16 protein-coding genes are annotated in these 19,459 nt (G+C 52.6%); 5 read left to right on the plus strand and 11 right to left on the minus strand.

Features of this window, described 5'->3' with window-relative positions:
- Positions 1–216: 216 nt before the first annotated feature.
- Entirely contained in the window at positions 217–645 is a 429-nt protein-coding gene (locus tag ABE504_RS06405) for a VOC family protein (RefSeq protein WP_430086061.1), read from the plus strand.
- A gap of 68 nt (positions 646–713) precedes the next feature.
- On the opposite strand, the gene cls is transcribed toward ABE504_RS06405, so the two are convergent.
- From cls to glgB, 5 genes are all read right to left on the minus strand, one after another.
- Positions 714–2,168, minus strand: coding sequence for a cardiolipin synthase (gene cls, locus ABE504_RS06410; protein ID WP_430086063.1), 1,455 nt, complete (start codon positions 2,166–2,168; stop codon positions 714–716).
- 130 nt (positions 2,169–2,298) lie between these two features.
- Positions 2,299–3,729 carry a glycogen synthase GlgA gene (glgA, locus tag ABE504_RS06415; RefSeq protein WP_430086065.1) on the minus strand — a complete coding sequence of 477 codons (1,431 nt, stop codon included), beginning with the start codon at positions 3,727–3,729 and terminating at the stop codon, positions 2,299–2,301.
- A 51-nt stretch (positions 3,730–3,780) separates the two neighbouring features.
- Positions 3,781–4,893, minus strand: coding sequence for a glucose-1-phosphate adenylyltransferase subunit GlgD (gene glgD, locus ABE504_RS06420; protein WP_430086067.1), 1,113 nt, complete (start codon positions 4,891–4,893; stop codon positions 3,781–3,783).
- Positions 4,894–4,898: 5 nt separating this feature from the next.
- Positions 4,899–6,047 carry a glucose-1-phosphate adenylyltransferase gene (locus ABE504_RS06425; RefSeq protein ID WP_430086069.1) on the minus strand — a complete coding sequence of 383 codons (1,149 nt, stop codon included), beginning with the start codon at positions 6,045–6,047 and terminating at the stop codon, positions 4,899–4,901.
- Positions 5,990–7,981: a 1,4-alpha-glucan branching protein GlgB gene (glgB, locus tag ABE504_RS06430; RefSeq protein WP_430087402.1), complete on the minus strand. Its 1,992-nt coding sequence runs from the start codon at positions 7,979–7,981 to the stop codon at positions 5,990–5,992. The genes ABE504_RS06425 and glgB overlap by 58 nt, the downstream gene beginning before the upstream one ends.
- 201 nt (positions 7,982–8,182) lie before the next feature.
- Here glgB and ABE504_RS06435 point away from each other — a divergent pair, with 201 nt between their 5' ends.
- The 3 genes from ABE504_RS06435 to ABE504_RS06445 all read left to right on the plus strand — a co-directional run bounded on the left by ABE504_RS06435 (position 8,183) and on the right by ABE504_RS06445 (position 10,989).
- Positions 8,183–9,316, plus strand: coding sequence for a peptidylprolyl isomerase (locus tag ABE504_RS06435; RefSeq protein WP_430086072.1), 1,134 nt, complete (start codon positions 8,183–8,185; stop codon positions 9,314–9,316).
- Positions 9,317–9,415: 99 nt separating this feature from the next.
- Positions 9,416–10,282, plus strand: coding sequence for a class I SAM-dependent methyltransferase (locus ABE504_RS06440; protein WP_430086075.1), 867 nt, complete (start codon positions 9,416–9,418; stop codon positions 10,280–10,282).
- Between the two features lie 5 nt (positions 10,283–10,287).
- Positions 10,288–10,989 (plus strand): RluA family pseudouridine synthase, encoded by a 702-nt coding sequence (locus ABE504_RS06445; protein WP_430086077.1) that lies wholly within the window; start codon positions 10,288–10,290, stop codon positions 10,987–10,989.
- Here the strand turns inward: ABE504_RS06445 and ABE504_RS06450 are convergent.
- Positions 10,970–11,422, minus strand: a complete 453-nt coding sequence (locus tag ABE504_RS06450) for a MarR family winged helix-turn-helix transcriptional regulator (protein WP_430086079.1) — start codon at positions 11,420–11,422, stop codon at positions 10,970–10,972. The genes ABE504_RS06445 and ABE504_RS06450 overlap by 20 nt on opposite strands.
- A gap of 268 nt (positions 11,423–11,690) precedes the next feature.
- Here ABE504_RS06450 and ABE504_RS06455 point away from each other — a divergent pair, with 268 nt between their 5' ends.
- Complete coding sequence (locus tag ABE504_RS06455) at positions 11,691–11,858, plus strand: hypothetical protein (protein WP_164716296.1); 168 nt, start codon at positions 11,691–11,693, stop codon at positions 11,856–11,858.
- Here the strand turns inward: ABE504_RS06455 and gyrA are convergent.
- From gyrA to ABE504_RS06480, 5 genes are read right to left on the minus strand one after another with little or no spacing between them, the layout of a single operon-like run.
- Entirely contained in the window at positions 11,849–14,290 is a 2,442-nt protein-coding gene (gene gyrA / locus ABE504_RS06460; protein WP_430086082.1) for a DNA gyrase subunit A, read from the minus strand. The two genes, ABE504_RS06455 and gyrA, sit on opposite strands and share 10 nt — an antisense overlap.
- Before the next feature lie 24 nt (positions 14,291–14,314).
- The gene (gene parE, locus ABE504_RS06465) at positions 14,315–16,288 is read right to left on the minus strand and encodes a DNA topoisomerase IV subunit B (RefSeq protein ID WP_430086085.1); all 1,974 of its coding nucleotides are present in this window, start codon (positions 16,286–16,288) and stop codon (positions 14,315–14,317) included.
- Positions 16,289–16,313: 25 nt separating this feature from the next.
- A complete protein-coding gene (locus ABE504_RS06470; protein WP_430086088.1) occupies positions 16,314–17,306 on the minus strand; it encodes an ABC transporter permease subunit in 993 nt (330 codons plus the stop codon).
- A 14-nt stretch (positions 17,307–17,320) separates the two neighbouring features.
- Complete coding sequence (locus tag ABE504_RS06475; protein ID WP_430086090.1) at positions 17,321–18,283, minus strand: ABC transporter ATP-binding protein; 963 nt, start codon at positions 18,281–18,283, stop codon at positions 17,321–17,323.
- A 14-nt stretch (positions 18,284–18,297) separates the two neighbouring features.
- A complete protein-coding gene (locus ABE504_RS06480) occupies positions 18,298–19,113 on the minus strand; it encodes a GDSL-type esterase/lipase family protein (RefSeq protein ID WP_430086093.1) in 816 nt (271 codons plus the stop codon).
- Positions 19,114–19,459 lie beyond the last annotated feature (346 nt).

The raw sequence follows: 19,459 nt of genomic DNA on the forward strand, positions 1-19,459 counted from the left end.
CGCTTTCACATGACTGTTGGCGAAAAATAGATGTACTTTTTGCAGGATCCCTCGAGAATTTTGCCTTCAAGGCGAAATTGCCTGTACTTTTTACAGGATCGAGTGGCGGCGGCAAGGCTTCTCCCAATCAAATTAGCTTTTCCCCCTCCACAAATGGTAAGATATAGGGGATTGCCCGACAGCAACTGCCAAATCCAAACAAAGAGGAGAATCGTTATGTCCATTGATGTGTATTTTAATTTCCAAGGCAACACACGCGAAGTCGTCAACTTTTACGCAGAAGTTTTTGGTCTCCCCGCTCCGCATATCATGACATTCGGCGAAGGCCCCCAGAATCCGGAGTACCCGCTCCCGGAAGAAGCGAAGGATTGGGTGATGCATGCGCGCCTGAACATTAGCGGCAGCAACGTCATGTTCTCGGACGTGTACCCGGGCATGCCGTTCACAATGGGGAACAACATCTCCTTGGCGTTGGTCAGCAAAGACCTGGACGAGGTACAGAATGCGTTCCACAAGCTGAAAGTAGGCGGTAAAATACAGATGGAGCTTCAGGAAACGTTCTGGAGCAAATGCTACGGCATTGTCGAGGATAAATTCGGCATCACCTGGCAGTTTAGTTACGATAACGGCGAATTCAGCATGTAATTCAAACTATGCAAAAAAGGATTTCGAAACTTCCGCTGGCCTTCAGCTGGAACATCGAAATCCTTTTCTTATAAAATCGGAGAAACGAGCTTGGAAATCGACTCCAGGAATCGGATCCGCAGCGAACGCTTCTCATACTCTTCGAGTGTCAGCTCCAGACAGCCCTCCATATCGCGCCAGAACGTGATCTCCAGCTTCTTGGCTGTCCCTTCGTGAAACATCAGCGCATTCGTCTCAAAATTGAGCCGCAGCGAGCGAATATCGAAATTCGCTGTGCCGACCGACGCGACTCTGCCGTCGACGATCATCGTTTTGGCGTGCAGGAAGCCCGCATCGTAGAAGTAACACTTGACCCCCGCGTGCAGCAGCTCGCCGACATAATACAGCGAGGCCCAATGGACAAAAAGATGATCCGCCTTCTGTGGAATCATAATCCTCACGTCAATGCCGGACAGCGCGGCAATCCGCAGCGCATTCAGAATGCTCTCCTCCGGGATGAAATACGGCGTTTGCAGCAAAATCCGGTTTTCCGCCATTTGAATCAGCTTCAGGAAGGTGAACACAAAGTGCGGCCACGTTTCGTTCGGCCCGCTCGCGATGATCTGCACCGGAACGCGTTCCTTCGGCTCCGGCGGGATCGGGCGCTGGAAGAACATCGCTTCCACCTCAAGCTGAAGTGGCGATGCCAGGTTCCAATCGAGCATGAACCGGGACTGCAGCGCCCATACAGCACTTCCCGTAATACGAAGATGGGTGTCCCGCCAATAGCCGAACCGCGGATTGAGCCCCAGGTATTCATTGCCGATATTGAAGCCGCCCAGATAACCGACCTGTCCGTCGATCACGACCAGCTTGCGGTGATTTCGGTAATTGACGCGGTAATTCAGGAAAGGGATACGTGACGGAAAGAATGCCGCCTTCTTCCCTCCCGCTTGCACGAACTCGCGAAAAAACGAGTCCCGTAACGTTCGCGACCCAATATCGTCGTACAAGAACCGGACCTCGACGCCCTCTCGGGCTTTCCGGGTGAGTACGTCCATCACCCGCCGGCCGAGCTCGTCATTTTTCACAATATAATACTGAACATGAATGTGCATTCTTGCTTGTTCGATGCTCGCCAGCAGATCGTCAAACAGCGCTCTGCCATCTGTGAAAATTTGCACATCATTATCCTGCGTCAAATAGGCATTGTTCGTTGCCGCGTTGAGCGCGATCAAATACCGATAGCTCCTGAGCATCGGGTCGGCATACGCAAACGTATCGTTCAAGAGCTGCGAGCGCTGTTCCATGGTGGCGTTCTCCACCCGCTGCAGCACCCTTTTGTTCCACTTGTACAGCTTCCGCCGACTTAAATTTTGCCCAAGCATCACGTAGAGCACAAAGCCCAGAATCGGGATAAACAGCAGCACCATCAACCATGACCACGTCGCCGCCACGTTTCTCCGCTCCAGGAAAACGACCGTTAGTGCAAGCGCAATGTTCACTACGAAGAGCACGGTCAAAAAATGCGAGAAATAATCCAAGTATGACACCCCTGTCTCTCTACAGCCTCTGCCCACCATTATACCTGATTTTACCACGTTTCCGAAACGATAAATCGTTTTACACAAAAATCCCCGCTATCGCGATGGATAGCAGGGATTTCGCGCCCGGTTACGAGCTTATTTCCTTATACAAGCCGATGTACTGCTGCGCAGACTTACGCCAGGAGAAATCGCACTTTGTCATATTGTTTTGAATTTGCTGCCAGCTGTCCCGATCGTTCTTGTAAAAGAAAACCGCCCGCCGAATGCTGTGCAGCATATCGTGCGCGTTGTAGTTCGTAAAGGAGAAGCCCGTCCCTTCTCCGGTAAATTCATTGTACGGCTGCACCGTATCTGTCAGCCCACCGGTCTCGCGGACGATCGGCGCCGAGCGGTATCGCAGCGCGATCAATTGCCCGATGCCGCACGGCTCGAACTGCGACGGCATTAAGAACAGATCCGAAGCGGCATAGAACTGATGCGCCAACGCTTCGTTAAAATAAATCTGCGCCGACACTTTGGCCGGATACTGTTCGGCGGCATCGCGGAACATCATCTCGTACACATAATCGCCGGTCCCGAGGACGACGAGCTGAATATCCAGCAGCAAAATTTCCCGCAGCACGTGCTGGATCAGATCCAGCCCCTTCTGCTGCACAAGGCGCGTAACCAAGGCGATCATCGGCACATCGCCGTTCACCGGCAGCCCGAGGCGCTCTTGCAGCGCGAGCTTGTTTTGCTGCTTTTTCGCCAAAGAATCACGATAATTAACCGCCAGATGCGGGTCCGTATTCGGATCGAACACATCATAGTCAATCCCGTTGACGATACCGGTCAGCTGATCTCGGCGGTGCCGCAGCAAGCTGTCCAGATTTTCGCCGTAGTAGGGCATTTGAATTTCTTCCGCATAGGACTGACTGACCGTCGTAATCCAATCGGAATAGAGCAAGCCTCCCTTGAGAAAGCTGGCCCCGCCGTGCAGCTCCAAGGCCGTGCCATAGAAGTGATCGTCGGACAAGCCGAAATAATCCTTAAACAGATCTTGGCTGAACACGCCCTGGTATCGCAGATTATGGATCGTCATCATCGTCTTGATCCCGCTAAAAAACGGCAGATGCTGATAATGCGCCTTGAGCAGAACCGGAATCATCCCCGCTTGCCAGTCATGGCAATGAATGACATCCGGCTGAAGCTTCAAGTGAGGCAAGGCTTCAATGACGCCTTTGCAGAAAAAGCCGAAGCGCTCCGCATCGTCGTCATAGCCGTATAAGCCTGCCCGTTTAAAATACGATTCATTGTCGACGAAATAGAAGGTAACGCCGTCAAGCTCCAATTGATCGATCCCAATGTACAACTTCCGCCACCCGAGAAACAGGTCGAAATGCGTGACATGCGTCATCTCATCTCGAAATTTCGCAGGGATATCGCCGTATTTCGGCAAGATGACACAGACGTTCAACCCTTGACGCGTTAACTCCTTCGGCAGCGAACCGATGACATCGGCCAGCCCACCTGTTTTAATAAAAGGTACGGCTTCTGACGCCGCAAACAGTATGTTCATTTATGTACGCCCTCCAGCTCTGCTGCTACCTCATAACCTCTTCCGCTTCTCTTAGATGACTTTCGTTTTCGCCGCGATGAACGGCGCTTTATTATCGCCTGTAAGCACGCGGCCGCGGGAGATGAAGACATCCTTATCCAATATCGAATTCTCGATAATAACATTTTCTTCAATTTCACAGTTTTGCAAAATGATGCTGTTCTTCACATAAGCGCCTTTGCGAATTTTGACTCCGCGGAACAGGATGCTGTTCTCGACCTTGCCTTCGATCTGGCAGCCGTTGGCGATCAATGAATTTTTCGCTGCGGCAGACTCGAAATATTTCGCAGGCGGTTCGTCCTTGACCTTGGTGTAGATCAGGTTGTTCTTCTGGAAGAACAATTCCCGCCAAATCGCCGGATTCAGGAGTTGCATGCTGTGTTTATAATAACCTTGGATCGAATTGACAATACCCAGATGACCTTCAAATTTATAGCCATAGACACTGAGCTTGTCGATGTTTTTCATAATACCGTCGCGCACTAAATGATCGTGGCCTTGCGCAAGGCAAGATTCGACCATATCAAGAAGCAGCGCCTTGCTCATGATGTACATTTCCATGGAGATATTGTTCGTACGAAGCCGTCCTGTATGGTCTTCCATCAGCGTCACTTGGCCGTTCTCTTTGACAGCCAGGCGGCGGAACTTGCCGTGAACATCTTCATCCGTCTGCTTATAGATCACCGTAATATCAGCCTGTGTATCTTCATGATAGCGAACCGCATCGTTCAGATCCAGATTGCAGACCATATGGCTGCGGGAAATGATGACTAATTCCTCTTTGCCCCGATAGAAATAGTCGCGATGGGAGTAGAATTGAAACAGATCGCCGCGAGAAATGCCTGTCGGCTCATCCATCACGGACGGAAGCACGAACAAACCGCCGCGCTTGCGGTCGAGATCCCATTCCTTGCCGGAACCGAGATGGTCCATCAGGGAGCGGTATTTATGCTGGGTAAAAACGGCGACGTTGTCGATGCCGGAATTCACCATGTTGGATAGTGTGAAATCGATGAGGCGATAGCGGCCGCCGAACGGCACGGATGCCGGGCAGCGGAAATACGTGAGCTCCTCGAGATCGTCCGGTTCATTGACTAAATTAATGACACCCATCACATGTTTCATCTGAATCATCCCTTCTGATTAGCATAACCTGCCACGTGCTCATTGCCGCCGATCAATATAATCTCTCCGTTGCCATCTATCACTGCACCGTCCTCGACGACGGTATTTTCTCCAATAATCGCCTTCGTAATCTTCACGTTATTGCCAATTCTGGCATTCGGCATAATGACGGAATCTTTGATCAGCGAACCTTCACCGACCTGCACACCGAAGAACAGCACGGAATGGTCCACATCCCCGAAGATCGCGCAGCCTTCATTCACCAGCGATCGCTTGACATTTGCCGTCGGAGCGACGTATTGCGCGGGTTGATACGGATTTTGGGAATATACGCGCCAATCCTTATCATTCAAATTCAGCTCATTCTCATCGTCAAGCAAATCCATATTGGCTTCCCACAGGCTGTCAATCGTACCGACGTCTTTCCAGTAGCCTTGGAACGGATACGCAAACATGCGGGCCTTGTCATTCAGCATCATCGGAATGATGTCTTTGCCGAAATCCTTGGAAGACTCCGGATTCGCTTCGTCTTCCAGCAAATAAGATTTTAACACGCTCCAATTAAATATATAAATGCCCATCGAAGCCAGGTTGCTGTTGGCTTGCTTCGGCTTTTCTGCGAACTCGGTAATTTCCTGATTGCCGCCGACACTCATGATGCCGAATCGGCTCGTTTCTTCCCATTTGACTTCGATAACCGCGATCGTAGCGTCCGCTTTTTTCTCCTTATGATAATTAAGCATGAGATCGTAGTCCATTTTATAAATATGGTCACCCGAGATGACCAGCACATATTCGGGATCATATTGCTCGATAAAACCGATATTGCGATAAATGGCATTGGCTGTGCCTTTGTACCAATCCCCGCCTTTTTGCTCCATAAATGGCGGCAGAACGGTCACACCGCCGTATTTGCGGTCGAGATCCCAGGAGCTGCCGATGCCGATGTACGTATTAAGTACAAGCGGCTGGTACTGCGTCAGCACCCCTACGGTATCGATACCGGAATTTGTGCAGTTGCTGAGGGTAAAATCAATGATGCGATATTTGCCGCCGAAATGAACGGCTGGCTTGGCCAAGTTTTTCGTAAGAACGCCTAGTCTTCGGCCTTCTCCTCCTGCGAGGAGCATAGCGACACATTCTTTGCTGCGCATGTTTGATTTCCCCCTTCGATAGCGTCATCATCTGTCTTGCTTTCACTCACACATTTGATATATACAGCCGCAAGCGGCGGGATACAAAGAGCTAACGTATTCGGATGGCCGTGCATCGGTTGCTTGGTCGTTGTAATCGGCAGCTTGTTCCCTTGGCCCGAACCGCCGAATGCCTTGTCATCGCTGTTGAAGACAAGCTCGTACACACCCGCCTTCGGGACGCCGATTCGATAATCGGGATGTACCACCGGCGTAAAATTGCACACCAGAATAAGGTCATCTTCCGGCAAGTTGCCTTTGCGCATAAACGTAACAACGCTCTGGCTTTCGTCATGTGGATTGATCCACTCGAATCCTTCGGGATGATGATCGAGCTGCCACAAGGCAGGCTCCTTCAGATAGAAGTGGTTGAGCGCTTGAACATAAGCGTGCATCTGCTCATGGTTCTCGTAGCCATCGAGAAGAAACCAATCCAATTCTTCAAGATCTTTCCATTCATCGAATTGACCAAATTCACTGCCCATGAACAGCAGTTTCTTCCCGGGATGCCCGGTCATGTAACCGTAGAAGACGCGGAGATTCGCAAACTTCTGCCAGTAGTCACCAGGCATTTTATTTAGCAGCGAGCGTTTGCCATGCACCACTTCGTCATGTGAGAGCGGCAGCACATAATTCTCGCTAAAAGCGTACATAAACGAAAAGGTAATCAGCTTATGATGATATTTCCGATGCACAGGATCCAGCTTCATGTACTTCAGCATATCGTTCATCCAGCCCATGTTCCACTTATAATTGAAGCCAAGCCCGCCTTCATGGATCGGTGCGGTCACTTTCGGCCAATCCGTCGAATCCTCCGCCATCATCAGCGCTTCCGGGTAATACGCGAACACCGTCTTATTCAGCTTGCGCAAAAAGGCAACGGCTTCCGGATTATCCTCCCCGCCGAACTGATTTTTTATCGGCGCTTCGTTCCAGCGGCCAAAATTCAGCTGCAGCATGGAAGCCACCGCATCGACCCGGATACCGTCAATATGGTACATCTCCATCCAAAAGATCGCGTTGGAGATCAGGAAGCTCTGCACTTCCGGGCGACCGAAATCGAACGTCAGCGTGCCCCACTCCAGCTTTTCAGCTTTGCGGGAATCCTGATATTCATAGAGCGGCTTGCCGTCAAACTGGCGCAGACCGTGGTTGTCCTTACAGAAATGGCCCGGCACCCAATCCATGATAACGCCGATGCCCATCTGATGGCAGCGATCCACAAAGCGCATGAACTGCTTCGGTGTGCCGTATCGGCTGGTAACGGAATAATAGCCTGTCGCCTGATAGCCCCAGGAGCGGTCGAAAGGGTGCTCCGCGAGCGGCATCACTTCGATATGGGTATAGCCCATGTCGACGGCGTAGTCAATTAATTCGTCTGACAGCTGCTCGTACGTGTACAGCTCCTCGCTGTTCTTGTCCGCCTTGCGCCAGGTTCCCAAATGGACTTCGTAAATAGACAGCGGCTTGTTGTAGATCGGCGCTTCTTTCTTGCGCATCTGCCAAGCCTGATCCTGCCAGCCGTAGCCGTGCAGATTCACGACGCGCGAGGCCGTCCCGGGCCGAACTTCGGAATAGAACGCATAAGGATCCGATTTAAGTAAAATTTGTCCGTTCTGGCTGTGAATTTCATACTTGTAATAGTCGCCTTCTGCGGCTTCCGGCACGATAACCAGCCAGATGCCAAGCGTACTGATTCGCTCCATCCGGTGCTTGCCGGACTGCCAATCGTTGAAATCGCCGAGCACATCGACGCGTGTGGCATTCGGCGCCCATACTGCAAAGCGGACACCTTCCTGCCCTTCATCGCTGCTGGTAACATGCGCCCCTAAGATGTGATAACTGTGGAACAAGGATCCTTCATGAAAAAGATACAAATCTTCCGGTCTCGGCATTTGGGCGTTTGCTCTCACGCTATCCCCCCTTATTTCGACATGTTGTCATCCGGTGTCGGATGTGCAAAATCGCTTTTCTACTTCTACAAATACAACAAACAGGCAATGAATTCCTTCCTTTCCAGTTCAATAAAAAAAGGAAAATCCTGAACCTTTGGTGAATTACTCATAGGACACAACCATGAAAGGTGGAAATTGAAGATGAAAGATAAGGTAAAAGGTCTAATCGTAGGTTTAACCATCGGTTCCGTGCTGAGCGGAACTGTCGCATTTGCCGCAAACAGCACGCAAATCGAAGTCGCTTTTCGAAATTTGACGTATATGTTCGACGGTGTCGAGAAAACGCCTGCGCCGGAGCAAGGCAAAGGCTTCATCTACGAAGGCACAACGTATGTGCCGCTTCGTTTCGTCGGCGATGCACTCGGGAAAAAAGTCAGCTGGGACGACGCGTCAAGCACAATTTTTATCGGTAATAATCCGAGCCAAATCGTAGCGACCTACCAAGGCGGTACGGTGACCCGCGGCGAATTCGATGCGTTTTTTAATCTGCAAGGTCTGTTTAACGGCAGCAACCATGCGGCTTCCAAAGACGATGTCACCTATCAGGAAGGCGTGCTGAAGCAGTTGATCCAGAACCGCATTCTCTACAGCCGTGCGTCCGAAACAGACATTGAGTCTGCCAAGCAAGCTGCCGTGCAGCAGATCTCTCAATGGAAACAGACGATGGGCGATGCCAAATTCCAGAGCGATCTGAAAGGTGTGAATTCCACTGAGAGCGCGATTCAATATTATCTCGTCGGCACGTTCGCCGCGCAAAATGCAATCGCGTCCAGCATCACCGATGTGCAGCTTGCCGCCAAGTATGACGAATTGCGCAAAGCAGATGCGAGCGCATTTGTAACGGCATCCGTGCGTCACATTTTGATCGGGCTGACCGATGAGCAGGGCAAGACGATTCGCACGAAGGACGAAGCGCTAGCGCTCGCCAAAGACGTAAAGGCGAAGCTGGCAAACGGCGGAGATTGGACGGTACTAGCGAAACAATACTCGGACGATCCTGGCTCCAAAGAGAACGGCGGCCTGTACGAGAACGCGGAAGTTGGCCAGTGGGTCGAAGAATTCAAAAACGCCGCTGTCGAGCAAACGGTCGGTGCGATCAGCGATCCGGTGGAAACGCAGTTCGGCTACCATGTCATCAAAGTCGATTCCCGCACGGTGAAGCCGCTCGCCGATGTCAAAGAGCAGCTGCGTGGAACCTTGGAGCAAACTCAGCTCCAGCAGTTTACCGAAAAAGAACTGCCGGGCTTGATTGAAAAGATCGATTTAAGCGAGTAAAGGGCTACCTCAAAAATAATAAACCAATTTGTTTGATCGCGCCTACATGGTGTACAATGGATGTTTAGAAAAGTAATCAGTTGAAGGATGGAATGCAGCATGTTTTATGCAACAGATTGGGTCGATTATGAGCTTCTCGATACCGGCGGCGGCGAGAAGTTGGAGCGCTGGGGGACGATCGTCCTGCGCAGACCCGACCCGCAAATCATTTGGCCGTTAGAACGTGAAACGCAGGCGTGGCGCCAGGCAGACGCCCATTATCACCGCAGCTCCAGCGGCGGCGGCCAATGGCAGAACCACACTGAGATTCCCGAACGCTGGACGATCACGTATGATGAGAAGCTGTCGTTTTACATTAAACCGACGGGCTTCAAGCATACGGGCCTCTTCCCGGAACAAGCGGTGAACTGGAAATGGATGATTGAGAAAATCCAGAATGCCGGCCGCCCGATCAAAGTGTTGAATTTGTTCGCCTACACCGGCGGCGCTTCCGTTGCTTGCGCGTATGCCGGCGCCGAAGTGTGCCACGTGGACGCCTCCAAAGGCGTCGTGCAGTGGGCGAAGGAGAATCTGCACCTGAGCGGCCTCGGCTCCCGCCCTGTCCGTTTCATTACGGACGACGTATTCAAGTTCGTGCAGCGCGAACAGCGCCGCGGCAGCAAGTACGACGCGATCATTATGGATCCACCGTCCTACGGGCGTGGACCGAATGGCGAGACGTGGAAGCTGGAAGATGACCTCTTCCCGTTCATCCAGACGTGCCAGACGATTCTGACGGACAACCCGCTGTTTCTCTTGATCAATTCCTACACGACCGGCATCTCGTCAACGGTGCTCAGCAATATCCTGTCCATGACGCTGAAGAAGAAGCATGGCGGCTCGATCTCCAGCGGTGAAATCGGCCTGCCGATCACCCATTCGGGTCTCATGCTCCCTTGCGGCATTCTCGGCCGCTGGGAGGCGTAACCTCGATGAAGGACGGCGCAGGCTCACAGATCCCGGTTTTGTATGAAGACAACCACATCCTGGTGGTCGAGAAGCCGGTCAACATGCCGACGCAGGAGGATGACTCCCGCGATCCCGATTTGCTGAACGCCTTGAAAGCAGATCTCAAGGTTCGGCATAACAAGCCGGGGAACGTCTACCTTGGGCTCGTTCACCGGCTTGACCGGCCCGTTGGCGGCGTCATGGTGTTCGCCAAAACATCCAAAGCCGCGTCCCGGCTGTCGGACGCCGTACGGACCCGACAGCTCGACAAGACGTACGTCGCTGTCGTGCACGGCCAGCCGGCGCAGCCGCAAGGCACGCTGCGCCACTGGCTCTGGAAAGACACGCGGACGAATACCGTCAGCGTGGTGAAACCCGGCCAGCAAGACGCCAAGGAGGCGGTGCTGGACTATAAGCTGCTCGGCAGCCAAGGCGGCTTCAGCTTGATCCAGATCAAGCTGCACACCGGGCGGCCGCACCAGATTCGCGTGCAGCTGGCGACCATCGGCTGCCCGCTCTACGGCGACCAGCGCTACGGCAGCGCGGTCAACAAGCCCGGCCAGCAGCTCGCGCTCTGGGCGACGGCTTTGGCCTTTGAGCATCCAACGCTCAAAGAGCCGATGCGTTTCCGCTCGCTGCCGCCCGTGGAGCGGCCGTGGATCGCTTTTATGATCCCGTCGCTGTAGTGATGACGGCAGGTGCAGACGGGCTTGCTTCGTTCGTCACCTTGCCGAGCAAGTAAATGAATAGCTTTTGATTATGAGCGGATACGCGGCTCAGGTACGTATTCAGGACATGCTCCCGGATGCCTCTGCCTCGGTCGCATTCCGCTTTTCCTTTGTCCGTCACGTGAATCCAGACAATGCGACGGTCTTTCTCATCGCGTTCCCTGACAATCAGCTCCGCTTTTTCCATCCGGTCAAGCAAGGTTGTCACAGCCGCAGGCGTCGTGGACAAATATTCGATCAAATCGGACGGCTTCATGCGGTCATGACCGAGCAGCAGTTCCAGAACGTTGAGCTGCCCTTCCGTAATGGTTGGGGCCAAGCGCTCCTCCATCTGACTCTTCAATTCCTTGGATAATTTCAGCCACAGCTTGCCAAATTCATCGGAATACAATCCTCATCAACTCGCTTCCATTTTCTCCTAGATAGTGTCAGTATAGCATGGACAACCGTCCATTTAAAGGTTAACGCCATTAATATTTTCCTACAAAAAACGCGATGCCGCCCGTTTCCCTGCCGCATGCTGCGGCTTGCTGTCGATTCCTTCGCCCCACTGTCAGTCCATGCCGGAAACAGCCAAGCCGTTCGACTTCTTCGAACATCCCGCCCACCTTTCACATATACTGTTAGGGTGACACCTGCAGCAGAAGGGAGTGATTCAAGTGGAATCATGGAAACTCGAGCTTGGTCAAAGGGCGCTGGATGCCGGCATGCTAAAAGACCCACAATGGCTGGATCGGTTGGATGAACCGATGCCGTTGTGGGTCTTGCTTGAGCTTGCTTTGAATTTGATGGAAAAGCTGGACCCGCCGACCGTCAGCTACGACTGAGGGAAGCGGAGCAGCTCCAGAATGGATTCAGTTTTGGTTACCGGGATCAGCGACTTGCCCTGCGCTTTGCGGTCTTCGAGCGGTGCCGTTTCCGTTGAGAACTTGATCTTCTCGCCATGGCTCATGACGGCCGTTATGACATAATCCATCTTCACGATGAACGAGCGGATAAGTGCCGAGCCGTTCGGTCTGACGCGTTTGCCTTCTTTGAATTCGAAGGTGATAATCCCCTTGCCGCCGCGACCTTGAATCGGATAATCGACGACGAGAGATCGCTTCGCATACCCGAGGTCCGTGACAACGAGCACTTCTCCTTCATCCCCGTAAATCCACTCGGCGGAGACGACTTCATCGTCTTCACGCAGCTGGATGCCGCGAACGCCAGCGGCCGCACGGCCCATCGGGTTCACTTCCTCTTCCCGGAAGCGAATGCTCATCCCGAGCTTCGTAACCAGCAGAATTTCTTTCGTATTATCGCTGAGCTGGACGTGAATGACATCGTCATTCTCTCCTACTTTGCAAGCGACGATCCCGTTCGAGCGGTTCGTCATATATTCCTTAAGCTCCGTCCGCTTTACTTGCCCTTTGCGCGTCACGAACACCAGCGACTTGCCGGGATCGTCAAAGCTTTTGAGCGGTATGACGCTCACGATGCGGTCTTCCTTCGCAATCGGAATGACGTTGACGATCGCCGTGCCGTTCTCTTTCCACTTGTACTCAGGAATTTGATGGACGGGCAGCAAGTAGTACAAGCCTTTCTTCGTAAAGATCAGCAAGCTTTCAATCGTATTGACGTCCAGCAAATACCGGAGGTAGTCGCCTTCTTTCATACCGGTGTTCTCCAGTTCGCCCCCGGATCGGGTAAAGCTGAGCTTGCTCGTCCGCTTCAGATAGCCTTCGTTCGACAGCGTCACCAGTACATCCTCCGGCGTGACAAGGACCTCCAGATTGACTTTCAGCTCCTCGACTTCGCCCTGAATGGATGAACGGCGGTCAATGCCGTATTTCTTGCGAATTTCGCCCATCTCGTCCTTGATAACGCCAAGCAGCTTCTTCAAGCTGCCGAGAATGCCGCGCAAGTATGCGATCGTTTTCTCGACATCCTTGAGCTCTTTTTCGAGCGTCGTAATTTCAAGATTGGTGAGACGGTATAACTGGAGCACGAGTATCGCATCGGCTTGACGCTCGGAGAAATGGAATTTCTCCACGAGATTGTTCTGTGCATCCTGACGGTTCTTTGACGCCTTGATCGTCGCGATAACCTCATCCAGAATGTTCAGCGCTTTAACGAGCCCTTCAAGCACATGCGCGCGGTCCTCCGCCTTCTCCAGCTCATACTGCGAGCGGAAGGTGACAACTTCCTTCTGGTGCTCGATATACGCTTCCAGAATCTCACGAATGCCGAGCTGGCGCGGCGCTTTATTGACGATCGCAACCATATTGAAATTGTAGGTCACTTGCAGATCGGTTTTTTTGAGCAAATACGCCAAAATCCCCTGGGCATCCGCTTCCTTCTTCAGCTCGATCACGATGCGAAGGCCGTTCCGTCCACTCTCGTCTCGAACTTCAGCGATGCCTTCGACTTTTTTCTCCAAACGAATGTTCTCGATGGACGTCACCAGGCGCGATTTGACAACTTGATATGGAATTTCCGTAATCACGATTTGCTGGCGGCCGCCTCGCATATCTTCAATCGCCGTTTTGGAGCGGATATAAATGCGGCCTTTCCCTGTGCGATACGCATCGCGGATGCCCTCTTCGCCCATAATGATGCCGGAGGTCGGGAAATCCGGTCCTTTCACAATCGTCATTAACTCTTCGATCGTAATGTCCGGTTTATCGATCATCGCCGTGCAGGCGTCAATGATTTCGCGCAGATTATGCGGCGGAATCTCCGTCGCAAAGCCCGCCGAGATACCGCTGACCCCGTTCACGAGCAAATTCGGATAACGGGCAGGCAGCACGACCGGTTCCTTCGTGGAGTTATCAAAGTTATCTTTGAAAAGCACGGTCCGCTTCTCAATATCCCGAAGCAGCTCCATCGCGATTTCCGAGAGTCTTGCTTCGGTATACCGCATTGCCGCAGGCGGATCGTCGTCCAAGGAACCCCAGTTCCCGTGTCCGTCGACGAGGGTATGCCCCATTTTCCATGGCTGAGCCATCCGCACCATGCCGTCATAAATCGATGAGTCGCCATGCGGATGGTAGTTCCCCATGACGTCCCCGACCGTTTTCGCCGATTTTCGATACGGTTTGTCCGGCGTATTGCCCGAGTCATACATCGCGTACAGAACGCGGCGCTGCACTGGCTTGAGCCCGTCCCTCACATCGGGGATCGCGCGATCCTGAATAATATATTTGGAATAACGCCCGAAGCGATCGCCGACGATCTCCTCCAAATAGGCAGGCAAAAATTCTTCTAAAATACTCAACCTTACATCACCACTTTTTTTGGTCTACTCAACATATTCCGTAAAATCCACGTTCTCGATAATCCACCGTTTGCGTGGATCCACTTTATCACCCATCAAGGTCGTGACACGCCGTTCGGCTTTCGCCGCATCCTCGATCTGCACTTGCAGCAATGTACGGGATTCCGGATTCATCGTCGTTTCCCACAGCTGCTCCGGATTCATCTCGCCAAGTCCTTTGTAACGCTGCAGCTCGGAGTTTTTACCAAGCTCTTTGACGACGGCTTGGAGTTGGTCGTCCGTCCACGCATATTTATACGTGGCGTTTTTACCTTTGCGCGTCACTTTGTAGAGCGGCGGCTGTGCGATGTACACCTTGCCGCTGTCAATCAGAGGCTTCATGTACCGGTAAAAGAACGTCAGCAGCAGCACTTGAATGTGCGCGCCGTCTGTATCCGCGTCGGTCATGATAATAATTTTGCCGTAATTCATTTCATCCGGCTCAAACTCCGAACCGACGCCGGCGCCGATGGCGGAAATGATCGCCTTGTACTCGTCATTTTTCATGATGTCGAGCAGCTTTGCTTTCTCCGGGTTCATCGGCTTGCCCTTCAGCGGCAAAATCGCCTGATGCTTGGAGTCGCGTCCCTGCTTCGCGGAACCTCCCGCGGAATCGCCTTCCACGATGAACAGCTCGTTGCGCTGCAAGTCCTTCGACTGGGCAGGCGTCAGCTTCCCGTTCAGGTTCGAGCTTTCGCTCTTCCCTTTCTTCCCGGTGCGGATTTCTTCCCGCGCCTTCCGGGCCGCTTCGCGCGCGCGCGCCGCTTGCACCGCTTTTTTCAGCATCATCTGGGCGATTTGCGGATTTTCCTCGAGGAAGACGGTCATTTTATCGGACACGACCGCATCAACCGCGCTTCGCGCAATCGCGCTGCCGAGCTGATCCTTCGTTTGACCGACGAATTCCACTTCGCCCATCTTCACGTTAATAACCGCCATCATACCTTCGCGTAGGTCGGTACCATCAAGGTTTTTGTCCTTTTCCTTGAGAATGCCCCCTTTGCGGGCATATTCATTCATAACGCGCGTATATGCGGTTTTAAAACCGGTCTCGTGCGTACCGCCGCCGCGTGTCGGAATCGAGTTCACGAATGAGGCGATCGTCTCGGTGTATCCGTCATTATATTGCAGAGCGACTTCAACTTCAATATCTTCCCGCTCCGCCGCGAAATGAATGACAGGATGAAGCACCGTTTTTTCCTCGTTCAAAAACTCGACAAACTGGCTCGCGCCGCCTTCATACAGGAATTCGTCCTGCTTATCCGTGCGCTCGTCTTTCAAGAGAACTTGAAGACCCGAGTTCAAAAACGCAATCTCCTGCAGGCGCTCAGCCAACGTGTCGTAATTGATCGTCGTGCCCCCTTGGAACACGCGTTTATCCGGCTTAAACGTGACCTTCGTGCCTGTACGGTTCGTGTTGCCAAGCACTTCAAGCCCCGTTACCGGCTCCCCTACGTGCTCGACGCCCGCGTCGTCCACCCAATACTCGAAGCGCATCCGATGGATTTTGCCTTCGCGGTAAATCTCAACCTCCAGCCACTCGGAGAGCGCATTCGTCACCGACGCGCCTACGCCGTGCAGACCGCCGGATTTTTTATACCCGGAACCGCCGAACTTCCCGCCCGCGTGGAGAATCGTATAGACGACCTGAGGCGTCGGTACGCCGGTTTTGTGCATGCCCGTCGGAATGCCGCGGCCGTTATCCTGAACGGTGATCGATTGATCTTTATGTATGGTGACGCTAATTTTGGAACAATGCTTTGCCAAGTGCTCATCGACGGAGTTGTCGACAATTTCCCAGATCAAATGATGCAGACCCGCTGACGACGTGCTGCCGATGTACATCCCGGGTCTTTTGCGAACAGCCACCAGCCCCTCAAGGACTTGAATGTCGTCCGCTTCGTAATTGGAAACAGGGTTTGCGGCACTCCCATTAGCAAATTCTAGCTGCTCAGCCATTGGAGCCCTCCTTAAAAACAGAATCTTAATTTAAAATATCTTTCCGCGAGAAAACCGCGAACGATACGACTAACGCACCCAGCGCCCAAACACTTAGAACGCTCAAGGAAAAAGATAGATCCATGCCCTGAATCGGCGGCATGCCTCCGGTCAAATATTTAGTCAAATCGAGATTGACCATGAACAAATATTTTGCCGTTTCCCAGGAAGAAACCATATTCGATAAAATGGTGCCTGATATTAATACGGCAAGCATCACGCCCATCCCTGCTGCGGTCGAACGAATCAGCACAGAAAGCATCAGCGACATGATGGCCACAACGACGGCCGCGAACCAGACCAGGCCGAATTCCATCAGCAGGTAAAACCATTGGTCCACTGCGCGAACCAACGAGAAGTCCACGTCGGAACCGCTTAATTGGATCCCCACAAACACAGGCATCTCCCATCCGTTATACCCAAAAACGGCACCTGAAATCAAGTAACAGAGCGCCCCCGTTGACAAAACGGTCAAGGAAGTGAAGAAAATAACAGTAATTAATTTGCTCAATAGGATTTTCCACCGCTTCACGGGTCTTGTCAACAATAATTTAATAGTCCCCGTAGAATGCTCCGATGATACGATGTCGGCAGAAATGACCATCACGATAAGAGGGATAAAAAGTCCGACGGCATTTTTCACAAATTCCCGGGTGAATGTCACCGCATTTGGCGAGCTCGGATCGACGTTCTTGTCCAAATAATAGTTCGCAATTTGAATCTGCACGCGAAGCTGCTGCTTCCACTCATCCGGCGTTCTAGCCGAGCTCAGGCGCTTCTCCCAATCCGTTACCTTCTGCCTTTGGTCCGCCCGCCAGTCCGATGTGCCGAACTGCTTCTGCGTATGCTGCGCCACGCGCATTTGCGCGTAAGTGAACATTGGAATCAGGGCGAGCAGAATGAGCAGAATGACGTAAAACCGCTTCTTCTTGATCATTTTGATACATTCGTTTTTTATCAGCGCATACAAGCCTGCCATATCATTCACCTTTTCTACTGGATTCTCTCACCTTCGGTTAGGCGTAAGAACAGATCCTCCAGCGTCGGATTTTTGATTTCTACAGCCCAAAGGCGAATTCCTGCTTCGATCAAAAGTTGACTAACGTCCGGGATATGCCCCGCGTCCATCTGCGTCGCAATAACTGTGGCTTCGTCCGGCACATTGGGGGCAGGCTCCAGAAACGTTGGGAGGATGCTTTCGACGAGTTTGGTAGCGAGAAGCACCTCCTCGGCACGCCCTGCCGGAGACACGGTCCATACGACGCTGCCGCCCTGCGCGACCAGTTCATCGACCGCTCCGACTTGAATCACTTGCCCGTGCGCGATAATCGCGACCCGGTCGCACATTTGCTGCAGTTCGCTCAGCAGATGGCTGGAGACGAACAGGCTCAGCCCTTCCGCCGCCAAGCGCTTGATAAAATCGCGCATTTCCTTGATCCCTTGCGGATCCAGCCCGTTCGTCGGCTCGTCCAGAATCAGAAGACTCGGGCGGCCTAGCAGCGCTTGCGCAATCCCAAGCCTCTGCCGCATGCCGAGCGAATACGTCCGCACTTTATCGTGAATGCGCTGATCCATGCCGACGATGCGCACAACTTCCTCGATGCGGTCGTCGCCGACATCAGGCAGCATGCGAGCGAAGTGCTCGAGATTTTCCCAGCCGGTCAAATAGCCGTAGAGCTCGGGATTTTCGACGATACAGCCCACATGGCGCATCGCTTCGTTATGCTGCTTATGGACATCATGGCCGCAAATGTGGATTGTACCTTCCGTCGGCCTGATCAGGTCGACCAGCATGCGAATTGTCGTCGTTTTACCGGATCCGTTCGGTCCCAGAAAACCGAAAATTTCGCCGGCATACACTTCGAAAGAAATGCCCTTGATAATTTCCTTATTTTTGATACGTTTTTTTAAATTATTCACGGATAAGACGACTTGAGGCGGAGAGGTAACAGTCATGGGCGCAAGCCCTCCTATTGTAAAATTTGCTCGATGCGGTCGGCAATGCGCTCATAGCCATCACCGTTGGGGTGAAAATGGTCCGCGGAAGACAAATATTTGATTAAATTTTGCTCGAATAAATCATAAGTCGGGACGACCAGCATGTTCGGATATTTATTAACCAGCTGGAAAATACCGTCGTTCCAACGCTGAACGATCACCGATCCTTCGCGAGACGGGTCCAGATCCAGGAACGGATGATACAGCCCGAGGTACAGCACCGTTGCCTTCGGATTCGCTTGCCCAATGGCAGCCAAAATTTGCTCCACTTTCTTGAGTGCCGGTGCTACGCGCGGTGCGGCTGCCGCCGGGTTAAATTCGGTCTGATTCTCATCGGAGAACAGCCCTTCGCCTCCTTGAAAAATGTCGTTGCCGCCGATCGTCAGCAAAATTAAATTCGCTTGCGCCAGCGCATCTTTCGTTTTCTGCTGCGTAAGCAGCGTGAGGAGCTGATCCGTTTTGTAGCCGGGGACGGCCAGGTTGTTCAGTACGTAGACGGGCTTGCCGGTGTCCTTCTCCAGCTTCTCGCGCACGCGGCCAACGTACCCCTGTCCCGTGTTATCGCCGGTTCCCGCCGTCAGCGAGTCGCCTAGCGCCACGATTTGCAGCTTGCTCGCGCTTTCAATCATCGATTCCTTCTTCGGGGCCGGTGAAGCAAGCTGAAAGTCGCCGGACGCTTTCGGAAACCAGATCTGATTGGCCGCATAAACGAAGCCAGCCGCAAACAGCAATGTCGATATGGAAGCCGTAATCCCGACAGCTCCCCAGATGAAGCGAGATGATTTCAAGCCGATCCCTCCTGCGGTCATTGTCAAACTTTTCATTTTAAGAGTATAGCTTCTTGTCGGAATTTGCAAACCGTGCGAGGAGAGACGCTACGTTTGGACCGTTTGCGCACGGGGATACTGCCCGTTTTCAGGACTATGGTCCCACGACCCCGGCGTCAGAGGGAAAAAGTCTACTACATCACTCCAGATCAAGCCAATTCTCGGCGCATAAGCATGTTTCGAGTGCTTATTTTGGCAAATCCGGTGGTTGCAGGCGAAATAAGATCACGGCGAGTGCTTATTCCCACCGCAAACCCCCAGATCAGGCCCATTCTCGGCTAATAAGCACGTTTCGAGTGCTTATTTC

Source organism: Paenibacillus oryzisoli (genome assembly GCF_050467285.1).
In the GTDB taxonomy this organism is placed as follows: domain Bacteria; phylum Bacillota; class Bacilli; order Paenibacillales; family NBRC-103111; genus Paenibacillus_E; species Paenibacillus_E oryzisoli_A.

What these genes read in the sequence shown, in the direction of transcription:
- glgA (WP_430086065.1), bottom strand. Translation starts at nt 3,729, where the DNA reads ATGAACATACTGTTTGCGGCGTCAGAAGCCGTACCTTTTATTAAAACA.
- parE (WP_430086085.1), bottom strand. Translation starts at nt 16,288, where the DNA reads ATGGCTGAGCAGCTAGAATTTGCTAATGGGAGTGCCGCAAACCCTGTT.
- ABE504_RS06440 (WP_430086075.1), top strand. Translation starts at nt 9,416, where the DNA reads ATGTTTTATGCAACAGATTGGGTCGATTATGAGCTTCTCGATACCGGC.
- glgB (WP_430087402.1), bottom strand. Translation starts at nt 7,981, where the DNA reads ATGCCGAGACCGGAAGATTTGTATCTTTTTCATGAAGGATCCTTGTTC.
- ABE504_RS06405 (WP_430086061.1), top strand. Translation starts at nt 217, where the DNA reads ATGTCCATTGATGTGTATTTTAATTTCCAAGGCAACACACGCGAAGTC.
- ABE504_RS06425 (WP_430086069.1), bottom strand. Translation starts at nt 6,047, where the DNA reads ATGCGCAGCAAAGAATGTGTCGCTATGCTCCTCGCAGGAGGAGAAGGC.
- ABE504_RS06475 (WP_430086090.1), bottom strand. Translation starts at nt 18,283, where the DNA reads ATGACTGTTACCTCTCCGCCTCAAGTCGTCTTATCCGTGAATAATTTA.
- ABE504_RS06445 (WP_430086077.1), top strand. Translation starts at nt 10,288, where the DNA reads ATGAAGGACGGCGCAGGCTCACAGATCCCGGTTTTGTATGAAGACAAC.
- ABE504_RS06470 (WP_430086088.1), bottom strand. Translation starts at nt 17,306, where the DNA reads ATGGCAGGCTTGTATGCGCTGATAAAAAACGAATGTATCAAAATGATC.
- ABE504_RS06435 (WP_430086072.1), top strand. Translation starts at nt 8,183, where the DNA reads ATGAAAGATAAGGTAAAAGGTCTAATCGTAGGTTTAACCATCGGTTCC.
- glgD (WP_430086067.1), bottom strand. Translation starts at nt 4,893, where the DNA reads ATGAAACATGTGATGGGTGTCATTAATTTAGTCAATGAACCGGACGAT.